Raw genomic sequence first — 18646 nt, 5'->3', positions numbered from 1 at the left:
TATAAAGATAAGGCGGCCCGCAAATTTTATGAAGTATAGGTGATAACGCTATGGATTGTTTGGTAGACGACGCCATTTATATTGGCAAAAGCGATAATGGCACGGGCTCCAATCAGTATCTGCCGCTTAAATGGGGCAACCGCCATGGGTTAGTCGCAGGCGCCACCGGCACCGGAAAGACTGTGACTCTTCAAGTATTGGCCGAGGGTTTCGCCGCCGCGGGCGTTCCGGTTTTTCTCGCGGATGCAAAAGGCGATCTGTCTGGAATGTGCCGGCCATCAAAGATGGAAGGGTTCCTCACCAAACGCGCTGACTTGATCGGGCTATCAGACGAGTTTTCGGGCCAGGCGTTTCCGGTGGTTTTTTGGGACCTGTTTGGCAAACAAGGGCATCCTGTCCGAACCACGGTCTCCGAAATCGGTCCTCTTATGTTGGCCCGCATGCTTGAGCTGAACGATACTCAGGAAGGCGTTCTGAATATCGCATTTCGAGTTGCTGACGAACAAGGATTGTTGTTGCTGGACTTGAAGGATTTACGAGCCCTTCTCAGCTCGGTGAATGAACAGCGCAAGGAAATTTCGGCGGAATACGGAAATGTCTCCCCGCAATCCGTTGGCGCTATCCAACGCTCCCTTTTGCGGCTTGACAATCAAGGCGCCAGTCAGTTTTTCGGCGAACCCGCGCTTGATCTGAAGGATTTCATCAGAACCGACGCAGAAGGGCGCGGCAAAGTAAATATCCTCGCTGCCGACAAGTTGATGAATTCGCCGCGGTTATACGGCACATTCCTGTTATGGATGTTATCGGAATTGTTTGAGGAATTGCCCGAAGCCGGAGATTCCGACCGACCAAAGCTCGTGTTTTTCTTTGATGAAGCCCATTTGCTGTTCAAGGACGCCCCCAAGGCGCTGCTGGAAAAAATAGAACAAGTCGTTCGACTGATCCGATCCAAGGGCGTAGGGGTTTTCTTCGTTACTCAAAGCCCCGGGGATATTCCGGATTCCGTTCTTGGCCAGCTGGGCAATCGTGTCCAGCATGCCCTGCGGGCGTTCACACCAAAGCAGCAAAAAGCCATTCGCCTGGCGTCGCAAACCTATCGCCCAAATCCAGCTTTTGATGTGGAGGATGTCATAACCACCCTTGGTGTCGGTGAAGCCCTGATCTCGACGTTGGAAGCAAAAGGACAGCCGTCCATTGTCCAGCGCACAATGATCCGTCCCCCCTCCTCAAAACTGGGGCCGGTGACAAAGACCATCCGCAAAAGCGAGATTACGGAAAGTGATTTGGCGGATAAGTATGGTCAATCGGTGGATAACGAGTCCGCCTATGAAATCTTACAAGAACGCGCGGAAAATGCCGCAAAAGCAGCTGAAAAAGCGGCAAAGGAAGAAGGAAAAGCCAAACCGAAAAAACGCGCCTCCAACCGACAAAGCAGCGGCGAAGCAGCTTTCAAATCCTTACTTAGATCCATTGGTTCCACTGTTGGAAGATCAATTGTAAAAGCACTTGAACGCGGGATACTTGGCGCCTTGAAAAGATAACGGCGCCAACCCAAATTCTGAATAACCCAGTCAGGAAGGACGGATTTTTCTTTAAATCCGATTGCAAATGAAAGCAGTCATTATCCCCGTTACGCCGTTTGCGCAAAATTGCAGCCTCATCTGGTGCGAAGAAACCATGAAAGGCGCGGTCGTCGATCCGGGCGGTGATCTCGATCAAATCCTTAAAGCCGCCGAAGATCAAAGCGTTGAAATAGAGAAGATACTCATTACGCACGGCCATCTTGATCATGCGGGCGGCACGCAGGAACTCCATGAAAAACTTGGTGTCCCAATCGAAGGCCCGCATATAGAGGATAAATTCTGGATTGACCAACTTCCAGTTCAATGTGCGAAATATGGCTTTCCCACCTCTTACGCTTTTACACCGGATCGCTGGTTAGAAGATGACGACAAAGTAACCGTTGGCAATCAAACCTTTGACGTGGTTCATTGCCCTGGCCATACGCCCGGACATGTGGTGTTTATTCATCCGAAAGCGCGCATTGCCATAGTTGGGGACGTGTTGTTTCAAGGCTCAATCGGCCGCACCGATTTTCCGCGCGGCAACCATGAAGATCTCATCCATTCAATTCGTGAAAAACTGTGGCCGCTCGGCGATGACATTGCGTTTGTTCCCGGGCATGGCGATATGTCCACATTCGGACGCGAACGCCAAACAAATCCGTTTGTTGCCGATATGAATTTCGGCTGACGACGTCTAACCGAATGTCGCGGGATCATCCACCATTTCAAGATGCAGTTCCGTACCTGTAAAAGGGTGCGCCGCAATGACATCTTCGTTGAGCTCAATACCCAAGCCCGGTTTGGTTGGCGGAATAATATAGCCATCCTGCCATTGGATCGGTTCTTTCAGGATCTCGGCATGGAAGTCGCCCATGGTATTGATGCTTTCCTGTATCAAGAAATTTGGCGTGCAGGTGCTGAGTTGAATATCCGCCATGGCCGACACAGGACCGCAATACATATGTGGCGCGATTTGCGCATAGTAAACTTCTGCCAGACTGGCAATTTTCTTGCCCTCCAGCAATCCGCCGACACGGCCCAGCGCCATTTGCATAATCGACGCTGCCCCGGCTTCAAGCACCCGATGAAATTCATATTTCGTGCAGAGCCTTTCGCCGGTAGCAACAGGGATTGTTGTCTGACGCGATAGCTTGGCCATTTCATTGGGGTTTTCCGGAGGTGTTGGTTCTTCAAACCATAAGGGATCATATTTTTCCAAACGGCGGGCCAATCGAATAGCGCCGGAGGTTGTAAGTTGACCGTGGGTGCCGAAAAGAAGGTCTGCTTTGTCGCCAACGGCTTCGCGCACCCTTTTCACCAGTTTTTCGGAAATGTCCATACGTTCCAAAGAGGGCTGTCGCGGATCAAACGCGGAGTACGGCCCAACGGGATCAAATTTGACGCCGGTGAAACCGAGGGCCACATTTTCCGCCGCCCGCTCCGCCGCCATATCCGGATCGATATATACGTCGACGGAATCATTCTCTTTTGGATAAAGGTAGGTATAAGAGCGAAGCTTCTCATGGACGCGGCCACCCAGCAGTTCGTAAACCGGTTTATTGGTTTCCTTGCCGATTATATCCCAACAGGCCATTTCCAACGCGCTGAGAACACCCATCATCGAAACATCGGGTCGCTGTGTGTATCCGCTGGAATAGACTTGTCGCCACAGGCGTTCAATGTGAAATGGATTTTTGCCGACGACACGGCGCTCAAATACATCTTCAATCATTTTGACTGTCACATCCGGATGAAAGGGCACCGCATAGGCTTCCCCGATACCCTCAATTCCAGTGTCCGTCGTCAGTTTGAGCAGAACCCAAAACTGGCCACCCCAATGCGGCGGCGGCGTTCCTACGACATAGGTTTTCAAGTCTGTGATTTTCATGATTTCTCACCAAATACTATAACATTTCGAAGCGCTTTGTCTGCCCGCACATCGTCAATGGCCTGATTGATATCCTCTAACGAATACCGACCGGTTATCAACTCGTCGAGCTTCAGCCGGCCTTTTTCGTAGAGTGTTATGAGTTTCGGAATGTCTATGCGAAGCCGGGTGGAGCCCATCTTACTCCCGATGATTTTTTGCCCTGCACCGGCAATGTTACCCGCTTCTACGGATATTTTTTGCCCTGTCGGCGGCATACCGACAATCACCATCGTCCCGGAAGATGCCAAAAGATCCAGGCCCTGTTCAAATGCCTTTGGGCTTCCCGCAGCGACAAAGACGTAATTGGCTCCTTGGCCGGACGTCAATTCCATAACTTTTTCATGCGCGTCATTGGCAAGCGGATTGACGGTGTGCGTGGCGCCGAAATCCTGCGCCGCTTCCAACTTACTATCTACCAGATCCAGCGCTATAATCGGATAGGCATTGACCAAGGTTGCGCCCTGTACAGAATTCAGTCCCACGCCGCCACAGCCGATCACGACGACAGAACTGCCATATTCAACTTTGGCTGTGTTCACGACGGCGCCCAAGCCGGTAATCACACCACACGAAAGAAGGGACGCCGCGTCCATCGGTACGGTGTCCGGAATCGGAATGACTTGAGACTGATTGACGACAACTTCTTCGGCGAAGGCCCCGGTTTTGAGCCCCTGGCCAACCTTTTCGCCCGACGCCGTTTCAACGCGACTGTCCGTATCGATAGGAAAGGAAGTTCCGCAAATATAGGGCTCTCCGCTTTCACAATTCCCGCAATGACCGCAAGACCGCAGTAACGTCACTAGCACCCGATCGCCGACTTGAACATTAACGACGCCTTCACCGAGTTCTTCGACAACACCTGAAGCTTCGTGGCCCAGAATTTGAGGAAGCTGCCCTCCCCATCCACCGTCCATAAATGTAAGATCTGAATGACAAATTGCACAGGCTGCCAAGGTCACTTTGACTTCGCCAGCTTGTGGGGCCCCAAGGGTTAGTTCTTCAATCTCCAACGGCTGTCCGAACGCCCGGCACACGGCTGCTTTCATACGACACTCCCAATCACTATTTGAGCAGAGTGTCTACGTAACTATTGAAAAAAGCAATGGGGCAAATAGGCGGTAAAACAATTTATTTCATCCGTCATTGCGGGCCAATTGCCAACCGCTGATAGTTTGCTCTCTGCCTCTGATTTCTTGGGGGCCGGTTGCTGTATATCCAAGCTTTTCAGCAGTCTCCGCGCCGCCCGCGGCATTTATCACAGCATCACTTACCAGAACAGATGCATTGAGTGGCCGGGTCAATGTCTCGAGACGGCTGGCCACATTGACCACATCCCCCAGAACCGCATATTCAAGACGCCGCTCCGAACCAATATCTCCCAAAACAACATCGCCATAATGGATGCCAACAGACAACCTGATGGGCGGCAAGTTAGCCTCCTGTCGAGCCGCATTCCATTCTTTCATAATAGCGTTCATGGATTGTGCACATTGAAGGGCATTCATCGCATCATCGGGTGAGGTATCCGGCGTCCCAAAAGTTGCCATCAGACCGTCGCCAAGGAACTTATCCAAGGTACCACTGTTATCGAAAACACAGGCCTCCATGCGGGAATGAAAATCCCGAAGCAATGCGACAATCGCGTCCGGCGTTTGCGCTTCCGCCATTTTTGTAAAGCCGACAATATCAGCAAACAAGACGGCGACCGGTTGCTCGCGCACGTCTCCAAGGGGTTGATCGCGGGCTGCAAGGTTATCGACAATGTTAGGGGGGAAATGACGTGCCAGATTTGCACGGCCCCGAGCGGCATCCGCCTGCCTTAATAGCAACTGGTTTGCACGCCAACTGTTGAGAGCAATGATGCCGGCGACAATTGCAAATATCAGAACTTCCTGAATACGGGCCTGGATGAGTATATTATTTGGATCAACAAATTCGAGGATATGTGGGTAGTCTGATAATACGGTTTTCATCTTTTCACTAAGGTGATCAATGCTGGACGGCTGTTCGCGTGCCCAGAAATAGGCTCCCATCCATAACATGGCCGTATACCCGGCCACGGCAAAAAGCGTACGCCAGGAATACGCCAGCGCTGCACCAGCCAAAAGAACATAAAAATAGGAAAATCCGTTAAATCGGTATTGCATACCAATTGACCATTCGCGTTGGTCAAACGGGTTTGGTACCACCAGAACAACTGTCATCAATGCCAGATCAAGGAACAAAAGCAACAATTCGGCCCGGGATCGCCCGACACGACCAATCTTCAATTGCGCCCAACCGATCAGAGCAAATCCAACCAGCAATACTTCATAATATACAACGGAATAATGAGGATTAAGGTAGATCAGGAAAATGCCAATAACGGCAAGAGAAATAGTCCTGGCGCGGACAGCTAGCTGCAGGCCTTCCCGTTTGCTCTGATTGAGGGCCTCGTCCAGATACTTATGTGACGGCACATCGTCCGGTACTACGCTACGCTTACGCCTTCCAAACCAACCGCGGGTTTGTACTTCTGTCATTTTGCTGCCCCATATACTCTACCAATTCCTGCTTATCCGTTAATAGCAGCTGTTGGTATCTTTTCATACGTGTGAAGTATCTGCATTCTGCGGATTAAAGACATTCAGCTAGGCGAATGCCGCTTGTTCTTCATCGTCATTCACCATATTCAAAACCGCCATACGCGGGTTCTCGTCAACATACGAACAATGCACCCAGCCGCTGGCCTCTTCGCCTGCCGTGTGAAACTCAAGAATGAGTTGATCAAATTTGAGGGTGTCTTTTATCCAACTTGCCAATTCCAGATTAGAGACTGTCGGTATTTCCAGGTCCACCGCCTGACCCTTAATATGTTGCGAGGTATCCTTCGATTTCAAGGCGCGATTTAATTGGCGGCATCGATAACCGCTTGTTGGCGCAAATGGAATTCCAAAATGATCCCGAATAGGCTGCAGAATATGTTCCGCAACCAATCTTAAATTGCCCATTTCTTGTTCGCCAGGGATGTTTCGAATACCCAGACGTACGGCCGTCTGGCTTTTAACAAGTTCATACAACGTGAAGTGCGTCGTCAGCTGCATCAGACCCCCTTCCGAAAAGCCGATTTCAGATTAATGCTAGAAGCTGTCTGCTTACTTGCTGTTTTTACTAACCAACTGAATGGGGCCTTCATGATACTTCGCAAGGTGAAGTTCCATACCACCAAAATCAGTTGTGATTTGCATTCTAACAGGGACAACTCGTGCTCCGGCAACAGGAGCTGCCGCCCAGACCACAATTTCCTGGTTCATGCGATCATAGTTGTCTTGTCCTTTTTTGAAGCCGCCTTTTTTGACGATTTCAATTTTGCATCCAATCGCTTCACCTGCGAATACTGAATACCGTGAAGGTTTGAACAACCGGCTGTCCTTTTCCGTAAGCTTGACATCGTAACGCCGCCGACCATCGAACACTGGGACTTCTGCATTGCAGCCTTGCCCGGCTTCCAGTCTGTTGGAAACCAGTAACATGGCAGACATAGGATCAATACTGTTCGTCAGGCTGGCGGGATCTATGGTCGTATATTTATTCGGATCAGAAGAGACTTTCCCCGTCGTTTCAACAGTGACGGCACCAGATGGATCATAATTCATTGTCGCCGAGCGAGCATTTTTATTCCAGGTACTTTCGTGTCGATGAAGAAAGGGTGAAATTTTATCGCGATCGATCAGCCCAACAGTTTTGCCCTTGGCAATCCATTTAAATGCCCAGTCAAACGCCTTGCTGGTATTGGCAACGCTTTCGATGCGATAGTTGTTATTTTCTTCGCCGATTTCTGTATCAATACTACCAAGAAACAAGCCTCCGACATAGACAGAGTGCTTGAGTTCTGTGATTTTTTCTGCCGCAGCAGCAGAGGCGGCAAATACACTAATGGCCAAAACAGTTCCGCATAGAAGACCTGTTTTTGATTTACCGGCAGAATTTGACTTGAACATAATGTTTTCCATCCCTAACAAACCCCATTCGACAAAACATGGTGCTTGCGCAGCATTTTATCAAGTTTTTATAAAATTTGATGGAGGGCGTACGACGCTAACTTAAGAAATAAACACCAAGAAGCAGAGCACCCAGAGCCAGGCGATAAATCACAAAAGGCATGAATCCAATACGGCTGATCCATTTCATTAGTAAGCTGATCGCCATTAATGCGAATACAAATGCTATACCGGCGGCCAGAAGCGCGTCCATACTGAAATCAGCATTGCCAGCGTTCAACAAGCTTAACGTTCCCAACGTCCCCGCGCCCATGATTGTCGGAATAGACAGTAACATGGAAAAATGCGCAGCCTCCGCCCGGTCAAAGCCCCTCATACGCGCCGCCATCATGGTTACGCCCGATCGGCTGGTGCCGGGCAGCAGCGAAAAAATCTGAAACATGCCGATGATCAAGGCATCTCTATAGTTCATCTGTCGTAGCGAATTGTTCACTGGATAGGTTTTATCGGCCCAGCCTAAAAGGACGCCGAAAATTATCGTCGTCATCGCCACCAGCAGGATAGATCTTAAATCAAGAGTAACCAGGAAGTACAAAAGCCCACCGGCAATGACAGCAGGTATGCTGGCAACGATGACATGCCCGAATAAACGAAGCGCGGGAGCGGACTCCGAGCGACGGGGGTTGAGAAGCGCAACGGCGATTTCAACAATATCCCGCCAGAAATAGAGGATCACGGCAAACAATGTGCCCACATGCACGGCAATATCCAGCACCTGCCCTTGATCGGGCCAACCGGTCAGCGGGGAGATGATTAACAAATGCCCGCTGGAGGATATGGGAAGAAATTCCGTAATACCCTGAACCAGTGCAAGAATGATTATATGAAACAATGCCATATCAATTTCTTTAGCTTAAAAAGATTGCGCAATTATTACGCTCGCACAGGAATATAATAGGGAAACAATGACGCCCGCATCCATCGCGGTAAAGAAAAGAAAGTAGTCTTTGTTACCCGTCGCCTCTATTGTGTCACTAAACAATCACAGAAGCGTGGAGGAAACCATGACCCATAACGTCGATTTATTTTATTCCTACAGAAGCCCCTATTCATACTTGGCCACAGGACGTATTGTCGACCTGCGCCGTGAATATGATTTGGCCGTCAATGTCCGGCCGGTTTATCCCATTGCAATCCGGAACCCGGATTTCTTTTCGGCGATCAACCCCCTGTGGATCCCCTATTTGCTTAAAGATATCATGCGTGTCGGGGAGATGAACGGCACGCCGATCAGCTGGCCGAGCCCCGATCCCGTCGCCATGAACAATGTCACGCGAGAAATACCCAAAGAACAGCCGCATATTCATCGCCTCACCCATCTTGGCATCGCCGCCAGTGAAACCGGTGATGGCCTGGCGTTTACCGATGAAGTTTCTAGAATGATCTGGAATGGCGACACGAAAGACTGGCATGAAGGCGACCATCTGGCCCGCGCTGCAGAAAGAGCTGGCTTTGATCTGGCCCATCTCGATAGCCTGATCGAGGGCCAGTTCGAGACCTACACGCAGAAAGTCGGCGAAAACCAGGCCGCACTTGAAGCCTCCGGGCATTGGGGTGTCCCAACCCTGGCCTATAACAACGAAGCCTTCTTTGGACAGGATCGCATTGATACTTGCGTCTGGCGCATGAGCAACGATGGGCTCGCCGCCCGTTAAAGGGCGCGCTGATCATCAGGGACTAACCAGACGACATAGCGTTGGTCAGTTTCTGTACTGACCGCATCGAAGGGGTAACAGGTGACCAGGAGGAGGCCCGGTGTCCCGGTGTCGGTGGGGACAGACAAGGCGTCCGCGGACAGGATGCTTAACTTCTGTACCTGCCAGTTCGTCGCCTGCTGACCAGCTTCTTGAAACGACAGGGATTGGCCCGGTTTCAGGTCTTTCAGAAACCTGAAATGGGTATCCCGATGGCCGTATAAAATCTGCGAGGCCGCCACTTCAGACATCACGGGTCCAAAGGCCAGATTGCGCATGTTATCGCCCGCCAGGACAAAGCGGGTGATGTCATCGCCAGCAACATCCAGACGGGCAACAGGATAGCTATCGGCCCAGGGCCAGGGTTTTTCAGGCAAGCTGTCATCGTCGCGATGATCCCACGACCATTCGATCAGCACCGGCGCGGCCCAGGCCTTGCCAGCAATCAACCCTGCCTGCCCCAGCTGCCATCCTGCAACACTCAGCAGCAGTGCAACAAGCAGTAGGGCAACGGCTTTGGCCATCATGTCCCTACCCGCCGACGGACGGCAAAGAACAACGCGATTGCCAGCATCAGCAACACCAAGCCGGAGGTAAGTTGCCAGATCATGGGAGACGCTGTTTTCGGTCCATAGAATTTCTCCCAGCTGGTGCCTTGCGGCAGATTACCTTTAAGCTGCACTTTCTTGAGGAAATCTTGGCGCACCCGGACCGGTGTCTGATCGACGGCAACAAAACTGGTAAATTCACTGAGGACCCCATGGGTCAGGGACACATCAAGTACCGCTTCTCGCACCAGATCCGCACTCATTCCGCGCGCGCGCGCATCGGTCAGGGATTCGATCTTGCGGCCCGCCCAAAGCTTGGAAATGCCGCTGCCGGTTGACGCCTCGCTCATCTCGAAATCGTAGCTCCAGGGTTGCCCCTGCGGCCCCACCGCAGCAATTCGGATCGGCGCAGCGCTTTGATCGTGGCGGGCGACAAATGTTAAAGGCCGCTGTCCAAATAAATCAGGGATTTGCCGCGGGTAAAAATCGCTGCTTTCGGATAATTGCAGCTCGATATTTTGTAAAGTCGGTGCCGACATATCGTAGAACAGGCTTTCCAGCTCCGACTGGGTATTGGCCAGATTGCTCACTTGCAAATGCACCCCGCGTCCCTGCTCGGCGGCTTTGCGCATAAACCAGCCATTGGGCGCACTGCCCAATCCAACGGTAAACAGTCGCGCCGGACCAACGGTCTTCTTCACCAGATCGAACATCCGCTGTTCGTTGGAGACGGCCCCGTCTGTCAGAAACATGATCTGCCGTAAATAATCTTCAGACTGGACATCCAGCAGGGCGGCCGACAAGGCCGGATACATCTCGGTTCCCCGATCCGCCTGCAACCCACCGATAAACTGATAGGCCTGGGCAAGGTTGGCGGCGGTCACCGCCCGGCTTTGCCCGAACAGCCGCCAGGTTTTGTCATTAAAGGCAATAATATCAAATCTGTCTTTGGGCCCCAAAAGCTCAAGACCTTTGGTCAGGGCCTTGCGCGCCTGTTCCATGGACAAGCCATGCATGGAGCCGGACACATCAATGACGAAAGTAATATCGCGCGGCGCCGAGGAGACTTCCGTTGCGGCTTTCGGCGGGAGCACCATCCCGAGGATATATCGGGCGTCCTCCCCGTCTTCAAAAAACACGACGGTGGAGGCTTCGTCGCCTTGGGCATATTGCCAATGCAGGACGAAATCCTTGTCTGCCGGCAAGGCACCATTGGCCAACTTAATCACACGTGCCCTGTCATCGCCTTCGCTCAAATCGATGTCATGGGACGGACTTTCCAATGCCGACAAGGCATCTGCCTTTTGCATCAGAATACGAAAGCTAGTGGGATTGCGGTCGCCGCGGCGATCGTAGTGACTGTCCGACGCGGTGACATTGGCATCCTGAATATAGGTGGCGGCCGACGGTGAGTTGTAACGCGGTGTGATGGCCTGCGGCATGCGCCAGCTGAAATTAACCCCATCCTGCGCCGCCAGGGACTGAAAACTGAGTTCGACGACGATATCCCCGCCCGGTTCGATATTGGCAACCGAGGTTGAAAACATATTGGGTCGTTGCTGGCTTAACAACGCTGCTTTTTTACCGGCAATAGCGGCCTTCTGATAGGTTTTAAGCGCTTGTTTCTTTTCCTGAATTTCCGACACGATCCGCCGTTCCCCGATAATCAGCACCATTTCGTCAACGGCCGCATCATCGGGCAGCGGAAATTGATACATTCCCTCCATCCAGTCAGTTGAAGAATTTCTAAATTGCTGGCGCACCGTGGTCCGAACAATAAACCCGGTGACCACAGAAGAGATTTCCGTCGATAGAATTTCCGCTTGCAAAACGGTGACGGGTTCGCCCACCTGTTCTGCCCCCATCGGCACCATCTTCAGCGCCGACATGTCAGCCGCGTTGCGCTCCGACGCCATGACGACGTTCAGAATACATAAAGTTGCGATGGTTGAGGCGACGGTTGCGACGATTATCTGCTGCCAGGAATTGCTGATTTTATATGCGATCAAGCCGACTATATTTTTATGCTGTGTTCTCGTTTGATGATACCGCATATGCCCATTCCCTTTTTGTTGAAAAGGTAATATGCAAAAGAAATGCGGCAGCGAAACTACGCAATCAGGGCTTTTTTTAGATAAATTTGATGTATATAACCGCAGAAATCCGTCGAAAAGGCCATTTTTTCGCCGTTTTCTTTAACCAGCGAGCCCGTAAGACAGGATTTTATACGCCAGCTTGGCCGCCAGAAAATCCGGCGCCGGAAAGTCCTGTATGGGCGCCAGTTCATTAATATCCGCCCCGACAAAGGTTCCAGCCTGCGCCGCGGCCTTGAGAATGACCATGGCGTCATTCCAGAAGAACCCGCCCGGTTCCGGCGTCCCGGTTGCCGGCATGACAGAACTATCAAACCCATCCAGATCAAAGGTCACATAGACGGGCCGACCTTTCAGCGGCCCGACAATCTCGTCCACATTCCAACTGTCTCGATCCTTGCCCCAATGAATTGTCATACGGTGACGGTTGGCGTCAAGAAACGGAATTTCTTCCGCCGAGATATTGCGGATGCCGACAGAGACGATGGGCAGGGTCGGATGATCCAGCACACGCCGGATGGCGGCGGCATGGGAGAAATGCTCCCCTTCATAGCCATCGCGCAGATCCGCATGGGCATCAAAATGCAGAACAATCAAATCTGGGTATTTTTCAAGAAAGGGGCGGATGGCGCCGGGCGTTATGGAATGTTCCCCGCCAAAGACAATCGGAAACTTATCGTCTTCCAGCAGCTGGCTGTTTAATCCCTCCAGGACCTCCAGCGCCGCCGCAATATCATTTGGCGAAAAGTCTGGTTGCGCCAACGTGACGACACCAAAATCACGAAACGGCTCCCGCCATAAATCCTCGTCAAACAGCTCCACCTGATGGCTGGCGGTGATCATAGCTGCGGGCCCGGCAGCGGTTCCGCCGCCATAGCTGACCGACGCTTCCAGACCGAAGGGTACAACCACGGCTTTCGCCTCGGCGTAGCTTACCGCGTCTTCTTCTGGAAGACCAAGAAACCCATCGCCCGGCGGCATGACGACGAACGGGATGGTCATGTAAATAGCTGCGCGAAATTACGGCGCGGCCGGTCTTTCCAGACACCGCGGTGATAGGCATCGGAGGCCAGTAACGGAATGACCGAAGAGGCTTCGGCGAAGACCATCTGTTCGAAAGTCGTATCCACTTTCCCCCAACTGGCCGCTTCCTTCAACGTTGACGAAGAGCAGGCCCCGTCGCGCACGTCGGCCACGGTAATCTGAATGGCGTATTTATGCATATCGACTTCTTTGCCCAGGATCTCCGCGCAGACCACCGTGTCCTGAACAAAATTCTTTGGAACGCCGCCGCCCACCATCAAAAGTCCGGTGGTGCCCGCCGCGATCTTGATTTCCGTTAATTCACGAAAATCTTTTATGCTGTCGATGGTTATATGGTTTTCTGGATGTTCTACTTGATGTTTGACAAGGCCAAAACCGGCTGAACAATCTGAAAAGGCCGGAACAAAAATCGGCACGTTATGGTCATAACAGGTCTCAATCAGGGAGTTTTTCTTGACCGAATTCTGCTTCAGCCATCGCCCCATTTCCCAGATAAATTCCCGGGATGAATAGGCGCGCCGGTCCAGACTATCGGCAATCACTTTGATGGTTTCGTCGCAGCTTTGCAGCTCTTCTTCATCGATATAGGTATCATAAATACGATCGATATACTGGGCGCGCAAGGCGTTGTCATCGACGGCCACATCTCCTTGATAATGGCGAAAGCCCAACGCCTCGAAAAAATCCATATCAACGATGGAGGCCCCCGTGGAAACCACCGCATCCACCATGCCGGTTTCCACCAGATCCCGATAAACATCCATGCAACCACCGGCCGAAGTAGATCCGGCCAATGTCAGGATTACGGCGCCGTCCGGTTCGCCAACAGCTTTATTAAAAATATCCGTCGCCCGGGCCAGATCCCGCGAGGTGAAAGACATTTTTGCCATGGCGTCGATGATCGGGCGGGCGTCGAAACTCTTGAAATCAATATGCTCGACCGGAGACGACAGCAGCGCCGCCTTTTCGTTATTCTGGGGCGGCTGCTTCTCTGTCACTTCCCGGGTCCTTTAAAGTTGATCGATTAATCCGAAGTTGTTTCACTGGCGATTGCCACGGTGGTTTCGGAGTAAAATCCATTAAATCTGGTTTGCATGGCATAGCCATAGGCGCCGAGACATCGAAAGATTATCCAGTCCCCCTCCCGCACGTCTGCCGGTAAAGTAAAGGGCCCCGACATTCTGTCGATGCTGTCGCATGTGGGCCCGTAGAATTCGAACAAGGCCATATCGTCACTCTTGCCAAGGCGGCCGGCCGGATAAAGCTCCAGGGGGAAATTCCAGCCGGGTTGACCCGCATCGAACAGCGCACCATAGGTGCCGTCATTTAAATATAAGGAGTGCCCGCGGCGCATTTCCACACGAACCGCAACCGCCCCGCCTTCTGCCACCAAGGCCCGGCCGGGTTCGCAAAATATTTCCAGCCCGTCAAAGCCGAATTCCGTCAACGCCCGCTGGATCTCATCGAAATAATCGGCAAGCGGCAACGCGGGCATGCCCGGATAAGTCACCGGAAATCCGCCGCCCACATTCAACATATCCAAAGATAGCCCGGCGCCATCCAGCAAACCGGCGATATCCTTGAGGGCCGCATGATAGGCCGTCACATCCAGGCATTGCGATCCCACGTGAAAGGTGATCCCCAGTTTTTCCGAAAATTGCCGGGCATGGACCAGCAGCAAGGGCGCCTCAATCAAGGTCGCGCCAAACTTGTCGCCCAACGGGTACTCAGCCCCCTGCTGAGAAACGCTGACCCTCAGATGCAGGGCAAGATCCGGCGCTTCGCACGTTTCCTGGCGGATTTTGCGCAGCTCGTCCAGACTGTCGAAAGCGAAATGCCGCACCCCCAGCGCATACGCGGTTCGGATGGCCTTCCGGCTTTTGACCGGATGCATAAAATACAATGTTGCGTCGGGCAACAGCGCCTGAATTTGCTCAACCTCGCGAACCGACGCCACTTCAAAGTCCCGCATCCCGGTCTGCCACAAAAGCTTGAGGACCGCCGGGTGCGGATTGGCCTTCGCTGCATACAGGCTTGTGCCGGGAAAAGTTGACAGAAACGTTGTCGCCGCAGCGGTGATCTTGTCGGCATACAGGAAATGCAGTGCGTCGTCGCATTGCTCAATCTCAATGGCGATCGCTTCGTTGTCATAACGGCGCAGGCCCTCGAGGGCTATCTCGGAATTCTCCGTAAAGCCGTCGGCGTCGTTTAAGATATGCAGGCCTGATTGGTCCAAGCGGTCCATCCATTCAATCGAAAGAGAAATCGTCATTATCAGAAAAAATCAACTCTCACCAGTGGCAAAATAGCATAATACGCAAAAATTACGCAGGTTGAAAAACTTGGCTTTTTTGCGCGGGAAAAGTCAGGTAGGATTGTCCCTCCTATGGGTGGATGTGGAGTTACAATTTTGACCTCGAAAATATTGATCGTCGGGGCCGGCATTGCCGGCTTGTCACTGGCGCGCAGATTGAAGCATTTTGATCTGGATTTCGACATTATCGACGAGAAACCGTCCGAGTATAAATCCGGTGCCGGCATTGCATTGCCGTTCAATGCGGTGCGCGAACTGAAAGATCTGAAGGTTTTCGACAGCCTGGCCGGACGCTATCATCAGGTCAAGGAGATCAACTACACCACGACCAGCGGTAAAACACTCGGCAAAGCCAACCTGACCGATCCCCCCTTTGATCAGGAAATGTTTATTGCCATGAAACGCCAGGATCTGCATGCGGCCCTGAGCGTCGGCCTGGAACATAAGATTCGCCATAACACCAAACTGCTGTCGGTCGTCCATGCGGACGATCAGGTGGATGTTAGCTGTTCCTATGAGCTCCTTGACGGCAAATATGATTTGGTGGTCGCCGCCGATGGTATTCATTCCACGGTTCGCAGTCAGAATTTTGAAGGTCAGGAAACCATCCGCGATCATCAGATGCGCTGCTGGCGATTTATCGTCACCCTGCCCGAACATGGACTGGAGCCTATCTATATGATGGGCAAAACGGATTTATTCATGGCCTATCCGATCAGTGCCAATGCGGTTTATTGCTATGGCCATATCCATGAACACTCCCCGTCGGCGGATCTGACCGATAATGCGGCGGATAACCTGCGCAAAATCTTTTCTGGCTATGGCGGTCCAGTACCGGAAATTCTGTCCAAACTGGACGAGGTCAAAATCGTCACCGGGCGATTATTATCGGTGACGGAGCCGCGATTCTATGATCGCCGGATCGTCTTTGTCGGCGATGCTGCCAATGGCTGTTCGCCGCTTATCCAGCAGGGCGCCGCGGCCGCGCTTGAAGATACCAACATTCTGGCTGACGCCCTCGCCATGCAGAATATTGATCAGGCTCTGGAAAGTTATCAGGCGCGGCGCGAAGCCCGTATTCGCTGGGTCGTGCAATATTCCGACGGGCCGCTGCCGCATCTTCTGAAAATGGAATCCTGGATCGGCCGTGCCATGCGCTATTTGATGATCAAGTCACGCGGACCGCTGAATGTCTATGGCTGGAAGAAACTGGCAACGGATCGCCTGCTCTCCAATTCATAAACATGAATGAAATTGATATATTTAGCCGATAACATTAGAAATTTTCATGTGTTGGCTCTCAGGCCGGGTGATCGAATACCGCAATAGCGGACTCGGCAATACTCCCCAGATACACCCGTCCGTCTTTTTCCCGCACCCCCGTCGCCATCTTGAAGATCTCCCCGTCTCCCTCATAATCAAACTGGCAGCTACCATCGGGGGCATAAGCCAGAACCCGGAGAAAAGGCCCGGGCGGTGGGGACATGAATTTCGGCAGTCTGGTTACCAACTTTCGCACCCAAAGCGGCCGCGCCTGAAGGCCCGTCAGCCGCGGAGAATTTTCCACCACCATCGCCACCCAGATCAATCCGTCAGATCCAAGAGATAGATTATCTGGAAGCCCCGGCAGGGTCTGCGCAAAGATTTCCGATTGGCCCATACGCGAACCCGTCAGATGATATTTCATGATCCGCGCCGCGCCGGTTTCCGCAACCAGGACAAAACTTTCATCGGGGGCAAGGCAGACGCCATTGGCAAAATACAATCCACGCAGCAGCGTTTCGACCCGCCCATCCGGATGTCGCCGGAATAAGGAACCCGAGGGAATATTCTCGAGGATATCGCGGCTCGAATTTTCGATCCGGTTACGGGTCGAGGATTCGCTGAAATAGATGGTGCCATCGGCGGCGATATCAGAATTATTGCAAAACAACAAAGGCCGCCCTTCAACCTGATCGGTTAGAATCCGCACAGCCTTTGTCGCAAGATCCAAGGCCAGAAGTCCCTTCTTGGCATCGCAAATTACCAGCGTGTTTTCATCCTGAGACGTGAACCCCAACACCACGCCGCCGGTATTGACCAGAGCCTCCGCCGCGCGGGTTTGTGGATCAAGGCAATATATCCAGCCGTCACCGGTGCCACAGTAAACCGTGCCATCCTCGGCCACCAACACATCTTCAGGGCCTTGTGACGGGACCGTCAGTTTGGTCAGCGGTGGCATGGGTTGTGTCGTTGGCATCGTTAGTGTCCCCTCTTCCCTAGTACCGCCAAATTACAACGGAAAATGCTCCAGAAACTGCTTTTCACCGCGGGGCGAGAACGTAATAATCCGCGAGCCCGCCACCCGTTTCGCCCAGCCCAGATCATAAAACCGATCAAGCAATGCCGTACCGATTGATCCGGCGAGATGACTGCGCCGGGCACTCCAATCGAGGCAGGACTTGCACATCGGCCGTCGGGATTTCTCCAGCTGCTCCGTGTCAATATCCATATCCCGTAAAAACGCGATCCCGCGGGTCGTCAAATCCAATTTTTCAGCCTTCAGGGTCAGGTATTTTTCGGCCAGCATGCTATCCAGCGCCCGCACGCCCATTTCACCGGCCAGATGATTGTAGCAGACGCGGGCTTTGCGCAAGGCCGGATCTTTGGGCCCGGTGCGGGTTCGCACATGGCCTTTTTTGGCCGCCAGCCCCATCATCACTTCGAGCAAGCCGCCCACATCATCATCGGCCAGCGAGAAATATCGGTGGCGGCCCTGTTTGCGCAAATGCAACAAACCCGCCGTTTCCATCTTGCCCAAATGTGAGCTGGCTGTTTGCAGGGTCACCCCGGCTTCCGCCGCCAGTTCGCTCGCGGTCAGCGCCTTGCCGCTCATCAGCGCGGTCAGCATATTGGCCCGCGCCGGATCGCCGATCAGGGATCCCAAAAGAGCTATGTCTGGTCCTTCTTTCATAGTTCGATGGTAACCGAAGCATTGCGGGAAAACAAGGGTTAAAGTCGCAGCATCAATCCTGAAAGGACCAAATCATGATCACCTGTTTTATCCGCTATCACATCGATCCGACGAAAAAGCAACAGTTCGAGCAATACGCGCGCAACTGGGGCGAGGCCATCCCGCGTTGCGGCGCCGACTTGATCGGTTATTACGCCCCGCATGAAGGGTCCAGCACCTTGGCCTATGGGGTGTATAACATTGAGAGCCTCGCGGCCTATGAGGCCTATCGTACCCGCCTCGCCAACGACCCGCTGGGTCAGGAAAACTACCGCTTTGCCCAGCAGGAAAAATTCCTGATCCGCGAAAATCGTACGTTTCTGAAATTGGCTTCAAATCTCACGTCAGACAAATAATCGCCCCGTATTTAAAAGATTTCCAGGGGCTAATATTAGGACTGCGACAATTGACATCGTGTTCCGCGAA

Annotated in this window: 18 protein-coding genes; 5 read left to right on the top strand and 13 right to left on the bottom strand. The window is 52.5% G+C overall.

Going from position 1 to position 18646, the window contains the following annotated elements; genetic code table 11:
• The first annotated feature begins 50 nt into the window (after window positions 1-50).
• Both V7723_RS11415 and V7723_RS11410 read left to right on the top strand, forming a co-directional pair.
• The gene (locus tag V7723_RS11415; protein ID WP_335684599.1) at window positions 51-1541 is read left to right on the top strand and encodes a helicase HerA-like domain-containing protein; all 1491 of its coding nucleotides are present in this window, start codon (window positions 51-53) and stop codon (window positions 1539-1541) included.
• A gap of 67 nt (window positions 1542-1608) precedes the next feature.
• Window positions 1609-2253, top strand: a complete 645-nt coding sequence (locus V7723_RS11410; protein WP_335684598.1) for an MBL fold metallo-hydrolase — start codon at window positions 1609-1611, stop codon at window positions 2251-2253.
• Between the two features lie 6 nt (window positions 2254-2259).
• Here the strand turns inward: V7723_RS11410 and V7723_RS11405 are convergent, their stop codons facing one another.
• From V7723_RS11405 to V7723_RS11380, 6 genes are all read right to left on the bottom strand, one after another.
• Window positions 2260-3453: a mandelate racemase/muconate lactonizing enzyme family protein gene (locus V7723_RS11405; RefSeq protein ID WP_335684597.1), complete on the bottom strand. Its 1194-nt coding sequence runs from the start codon at window positions 3451-3453 to the stop codon at window positions 2260-2262.
• Window positions 3450-4541, bottom strand: coding sequence for a Zn-dependent alcohol dehydrogenase (locus V7723_RS11400; protein ID WP_335684596.1), 1092 nt, complete (start codon window positions 4539-4541; stop codon window positions 3450-3452). The genes V7723_RS11405 and V7723_RS11400 overlap by 4 nt, the downstream gene beginning before the upstream one ends.
• Window positions 4542-4628: 87 nt before the next feature.
• Entirely contained in the window at window positions 4629-6017 is a 1389-nt protein-coding gene (locus V7723_RS11395; RefSeq protein ID WP_335684595.1) for an adenylate/guanylate cyclase domain-containing protein, read from the bottom strand.
• 108 nt (window positions 6018-6125) lie between these two features.
• Window positions 6126-6578 carry a D-Ala-D-Ala carboxypeptidase family metallohydrolase gene (locus tag V7723_RS11390; protein ID WP_335684594.1) on the bottom strand — a complete coding sequence of 151 codons (453 nt, stop codon included), beginning with the start codon at window positions 6576-6578 and terminating at the stop codon, window positions 6126-6128.
• Window positions 6579-6629: 51 nt separating this feature from the next.
• The gene (locus V7723_RS11385) at window positions 6630-7475 is read right to left on the bottom strand and encodes a DUF3108 domain-containing protein (RefSeq protein WP_335684593.1); all 846 of its coding nucleotides are present in this window, start codon (window positions 7473-7475) and stop codon (window positions 6630-6632) included.
• A 97-nt stretch (window positions 7476-7572) separates the two neighbouring features.
• Window positions 7573-8373: an undecaprenyl-diphosphate phosphatase gene (locus V7723_RS11380; protein ID WP_335684592.1), complete on the bottom strand. Its 801-nt coding sequence runs from the start codon at window positions 8371-8373 to the stop codon at window positions 7573-7575.
• A 166-nt stretch (window positions 8374-8539) separates the two neighbouring features.
• Between V7723_RS11380 and V7723_RS11375 the strand changes: the two genes are divergently transcribed.
• A complete protein-coding gene (locus tag V7723_RS11375; RefSeq protein ID WP_335684591.1) occupies window positions 8540-9190 on the top strand; it encodes a 2-hydroxychromene-2-carboxylate isomerase in 651 nt (216 codons plus the stop codon).
• Here V7723_RS11375 and V7723_RS11370 read toward each other — a convergent pair.
• From V7723_RS11370 to V7723_RS11350, 5 genes are all read right to left on the bottom strand, one after another.
• A complete protein-coding gene (locus V7723_RS11370; protein ID WP_335684590.1) occupies window positions 9187-9648 on the bottom strand; it encodes a class D sortase in 462 nt (153 codons plus the stop codon). The genes V7723_RS11375 and V7723_RS11370 overlap by 4 nt on opposite strands.
• 104 nt (window positions 9649-9752) lie before the next feature.
• The gene (locus V7723_RS11365; RefSeq protein ID WP_335684589.1) at window positions 9753-11831 is read right to left on the bottom strand and encodes a marine proteobacterial sortase target protein; all 2079 of its coding nucleotides are present in this window, start codon (window positions 11829-11831) and stop codon (window positions 9753-9755) included.
• Between the two features lie 141 nt (window positions 11832-11972).
• Window positions 11973-12872, bottom strand: coding sequence for an agmatinase (gene speB, locus V7723_RS11360; RefSeq protein WP_335684588.1), 900 nt, complete (start codon window positions 12870-12872; stop codon window positions 11973-11975).
• Window positions 12869-13912, bottom strand: coding sequence for a 1,9-bis(guanidino)-5-aza-nonane synthase (locus tag V7723_RS11355; RefSeq protein ID WP_335684587.1), 1044 nt, complete (start codon window positions 13910-13912; stop codon window positions 12869-12871). The genes speB and V7723_RS11355 overlap by 4 nt, the downstream gene beginning before the upstream one ends.
• A gap of 26 nt (window positions 13913-13938) precedes the next feature.
• Entirely contained in the window at window positions 13939-15186 is a 1248-nt protein-coding gene (locus V7723_RS11350; protein WP_335684586.1) for a type III PLP-dependent enzyme, read from the bottom strand.
• Window positions 15187-15324: 138 nt separating this feature from the next.
• Between V7723_RS11350 and V7723_RS11345 the strand changes: the two genes are divergently transcribed.
• Complete coding sequence (locus V7723_RS11345; RefSeq protein WP_335684585.1) at window positions 15325-16470, top strand: FAD-dependent monooxygenase; 1146 nt, start codon at window positions 15325-15327, stop codon at window positions 16468-16470.
• Between the two features lie 58 nt (window positions 16471-16528).
• Here V7723_RS11345 and V7723_RS11340 read toward each other — a convergent pair whose 3' ends face one another.
• Window positions 16529-17467 (bottom strand): SMP-30/gluconolactonase/LRE family protein, encoded by a 939-nt coding sequence (locus V7723_RS11340; RefSeq protein ID WP_335684584.1) that lies wholly within the window; start codon window positions 17465-17467, stop codon window positions 16529-16531.
• Between the two features lie 33 nt (window positions 17468-17500).
• The gene (locus V7723_RS11335) at window positions 17501-18181 is read right to left on the bottom strand and encodes a helix-turn-helix domain-containing protein (RefSeq protein ID WP_335684583.1); all 681 of its coding nucleotides are present in this window, start codon (window positions 18179-18181) and stop codon (window positions 17501-17503) included.
• Window positions 18182-18255: 74 nt separating this feature from the next.
• Here V7723_RS11335 and V7723_RS11330 point away from each other — a divergent pair, with 74 nt between their 5' ends.
• Window positions 18256-18576: an NIPSNAP family protein gene (locus V7723_RS11330; protein WP_335684582.1), complete on the top strand. Its 321-nt coding sequence runs from the start codon at window positions 18256-18258 to the stop codon at window positions 18574-18576.
• Window positions 18577-18646 lie beyond the last annotated feature (70 nt).

The sequence above is a fragment of the Sneathiella sp. genome, assembly GCF_036960985.1.
In the GTDB taxonomy this organism is placed as follows: Bacteria; Pseudomonadota; Alphaproteobacteria; order Sneathiellales; family Sneathiellaceae; genus Sneathiella.
This window is presented reverse-complemented; position numbering and strand designations above follow the sequence as displayed.

What these genes read in the sequence shown, in the direction of transcription:
- V7723_RS11340 (WP_335684584.1), bottom strand. Translation starts at nt 17,467, where the DNA reads ATGCCAACGACACAACCCATGCCACCGCTGACCAAACTGACGGTCCCG.
- V7723_RS11365 (WP_335684589.1), bottom strand. Translation starts at nt 11,831, where the DNA reads ATGCGGTATCATCAAACGAGAACACAGCATAAAAATATAGTCGGCTTG.
- V7723_RS11380 (WP_335684592.1), bottom strand. Translation starts at nt 8,373, where the DNA reads ATGGCATTGTTTCATATAATCATTCTTGCACTGGTTCAGGGTATTACG.
- V7723_RS11400 (WP_335684596.1), bottom strand. Translation starts at nt 4,541, where the DNA reads ATGAAAGCAGCCGTGTGCCGGGCGTTCGGACAGCCGTTGGAGATTGAA.
- V7723_RS11385 (WP_335684593.1), bottom strand. Translation starts at nt 7,475, where the DNA reads ATGTTCAAGTCAAATTCTGCCGGTAAATCAAAAACAGGTCTTCTATGC.
- V7723_RS11375 (WP_335684591.1), top strand. Translation starts at nt 8,540, where the DNA reads ATGACCCATAACGTCGATTTATTTTATTCCTACAGAAGCCCCTATTCA.
- V7723_RS11415 (WP_335684599.1), top strand. Translation starts at nt 51, where the DNA reads ATGGATTGTTTGGTAGACGACGCCATTTATATTGGCAAAAGCGATAAT.
- speB (WP_335684588.1), bottom strand. Translation starts at nt 12,872, where the DNA reads ATGACCATCCCGTTCGTCGTCATGCCGCCGGGCGATGGGTTTCTTGGT.
- V7723_RS11335 (WP_335684583.1), bottom strand. Translation starts at nt 18,181, where the DNA reads ATGAAAGAAGGACCAGACATAGCTCTTTTGGGATCCCTGATCGGCGAT.
- V7723_RS11410 (WP_335684598.1), top strand. Translation starts at nt 1,609, where the DNA reads ATGAAAGCAGTCATTATCCCCGTTACGCCGTTTGCGCAAAATTGCAGC.
- V7723_RS11350 (WP_335684586.1), bottom strand. Translation starts at nt 15,186, where the DNA reads ATGACGATTTCTCTTTCGATTGAATGGATGGACCGCTTGGACCAATCA.
- V7723_RS11390 (WP_335684594.1), bottom strand. Translation starts at nt 6,578, where the DNA reads ATGCAGCTGACGACGCACTTCACGTTGTATGAACTTGTTAAAAGCCAG.
- V7723_RS11395 (WP_335684595.1), bottom strand. Translation starts at nt 6,017, where the DNA reads ATGACAGAAGTACAAACCCGCGGTTGGTTTGGAAGGCGTAAGCGTAGC.
- V7723_RS11405 (WP_335684597.1), bottom strand. Translation starts at nt 3,453, where the DNA reads ATGAAAATCACAGACTTGAAAACCTATGTCGTAGGAACGCCGCCGCCG.
- V7723_RS11330 (WP_335684582.1), top strand. Translation starts at nt 18,256, where the DNA reads ATGATCACCTGTTTTATCCGCTATCACATCGATCCGACGAAAAAGCAA.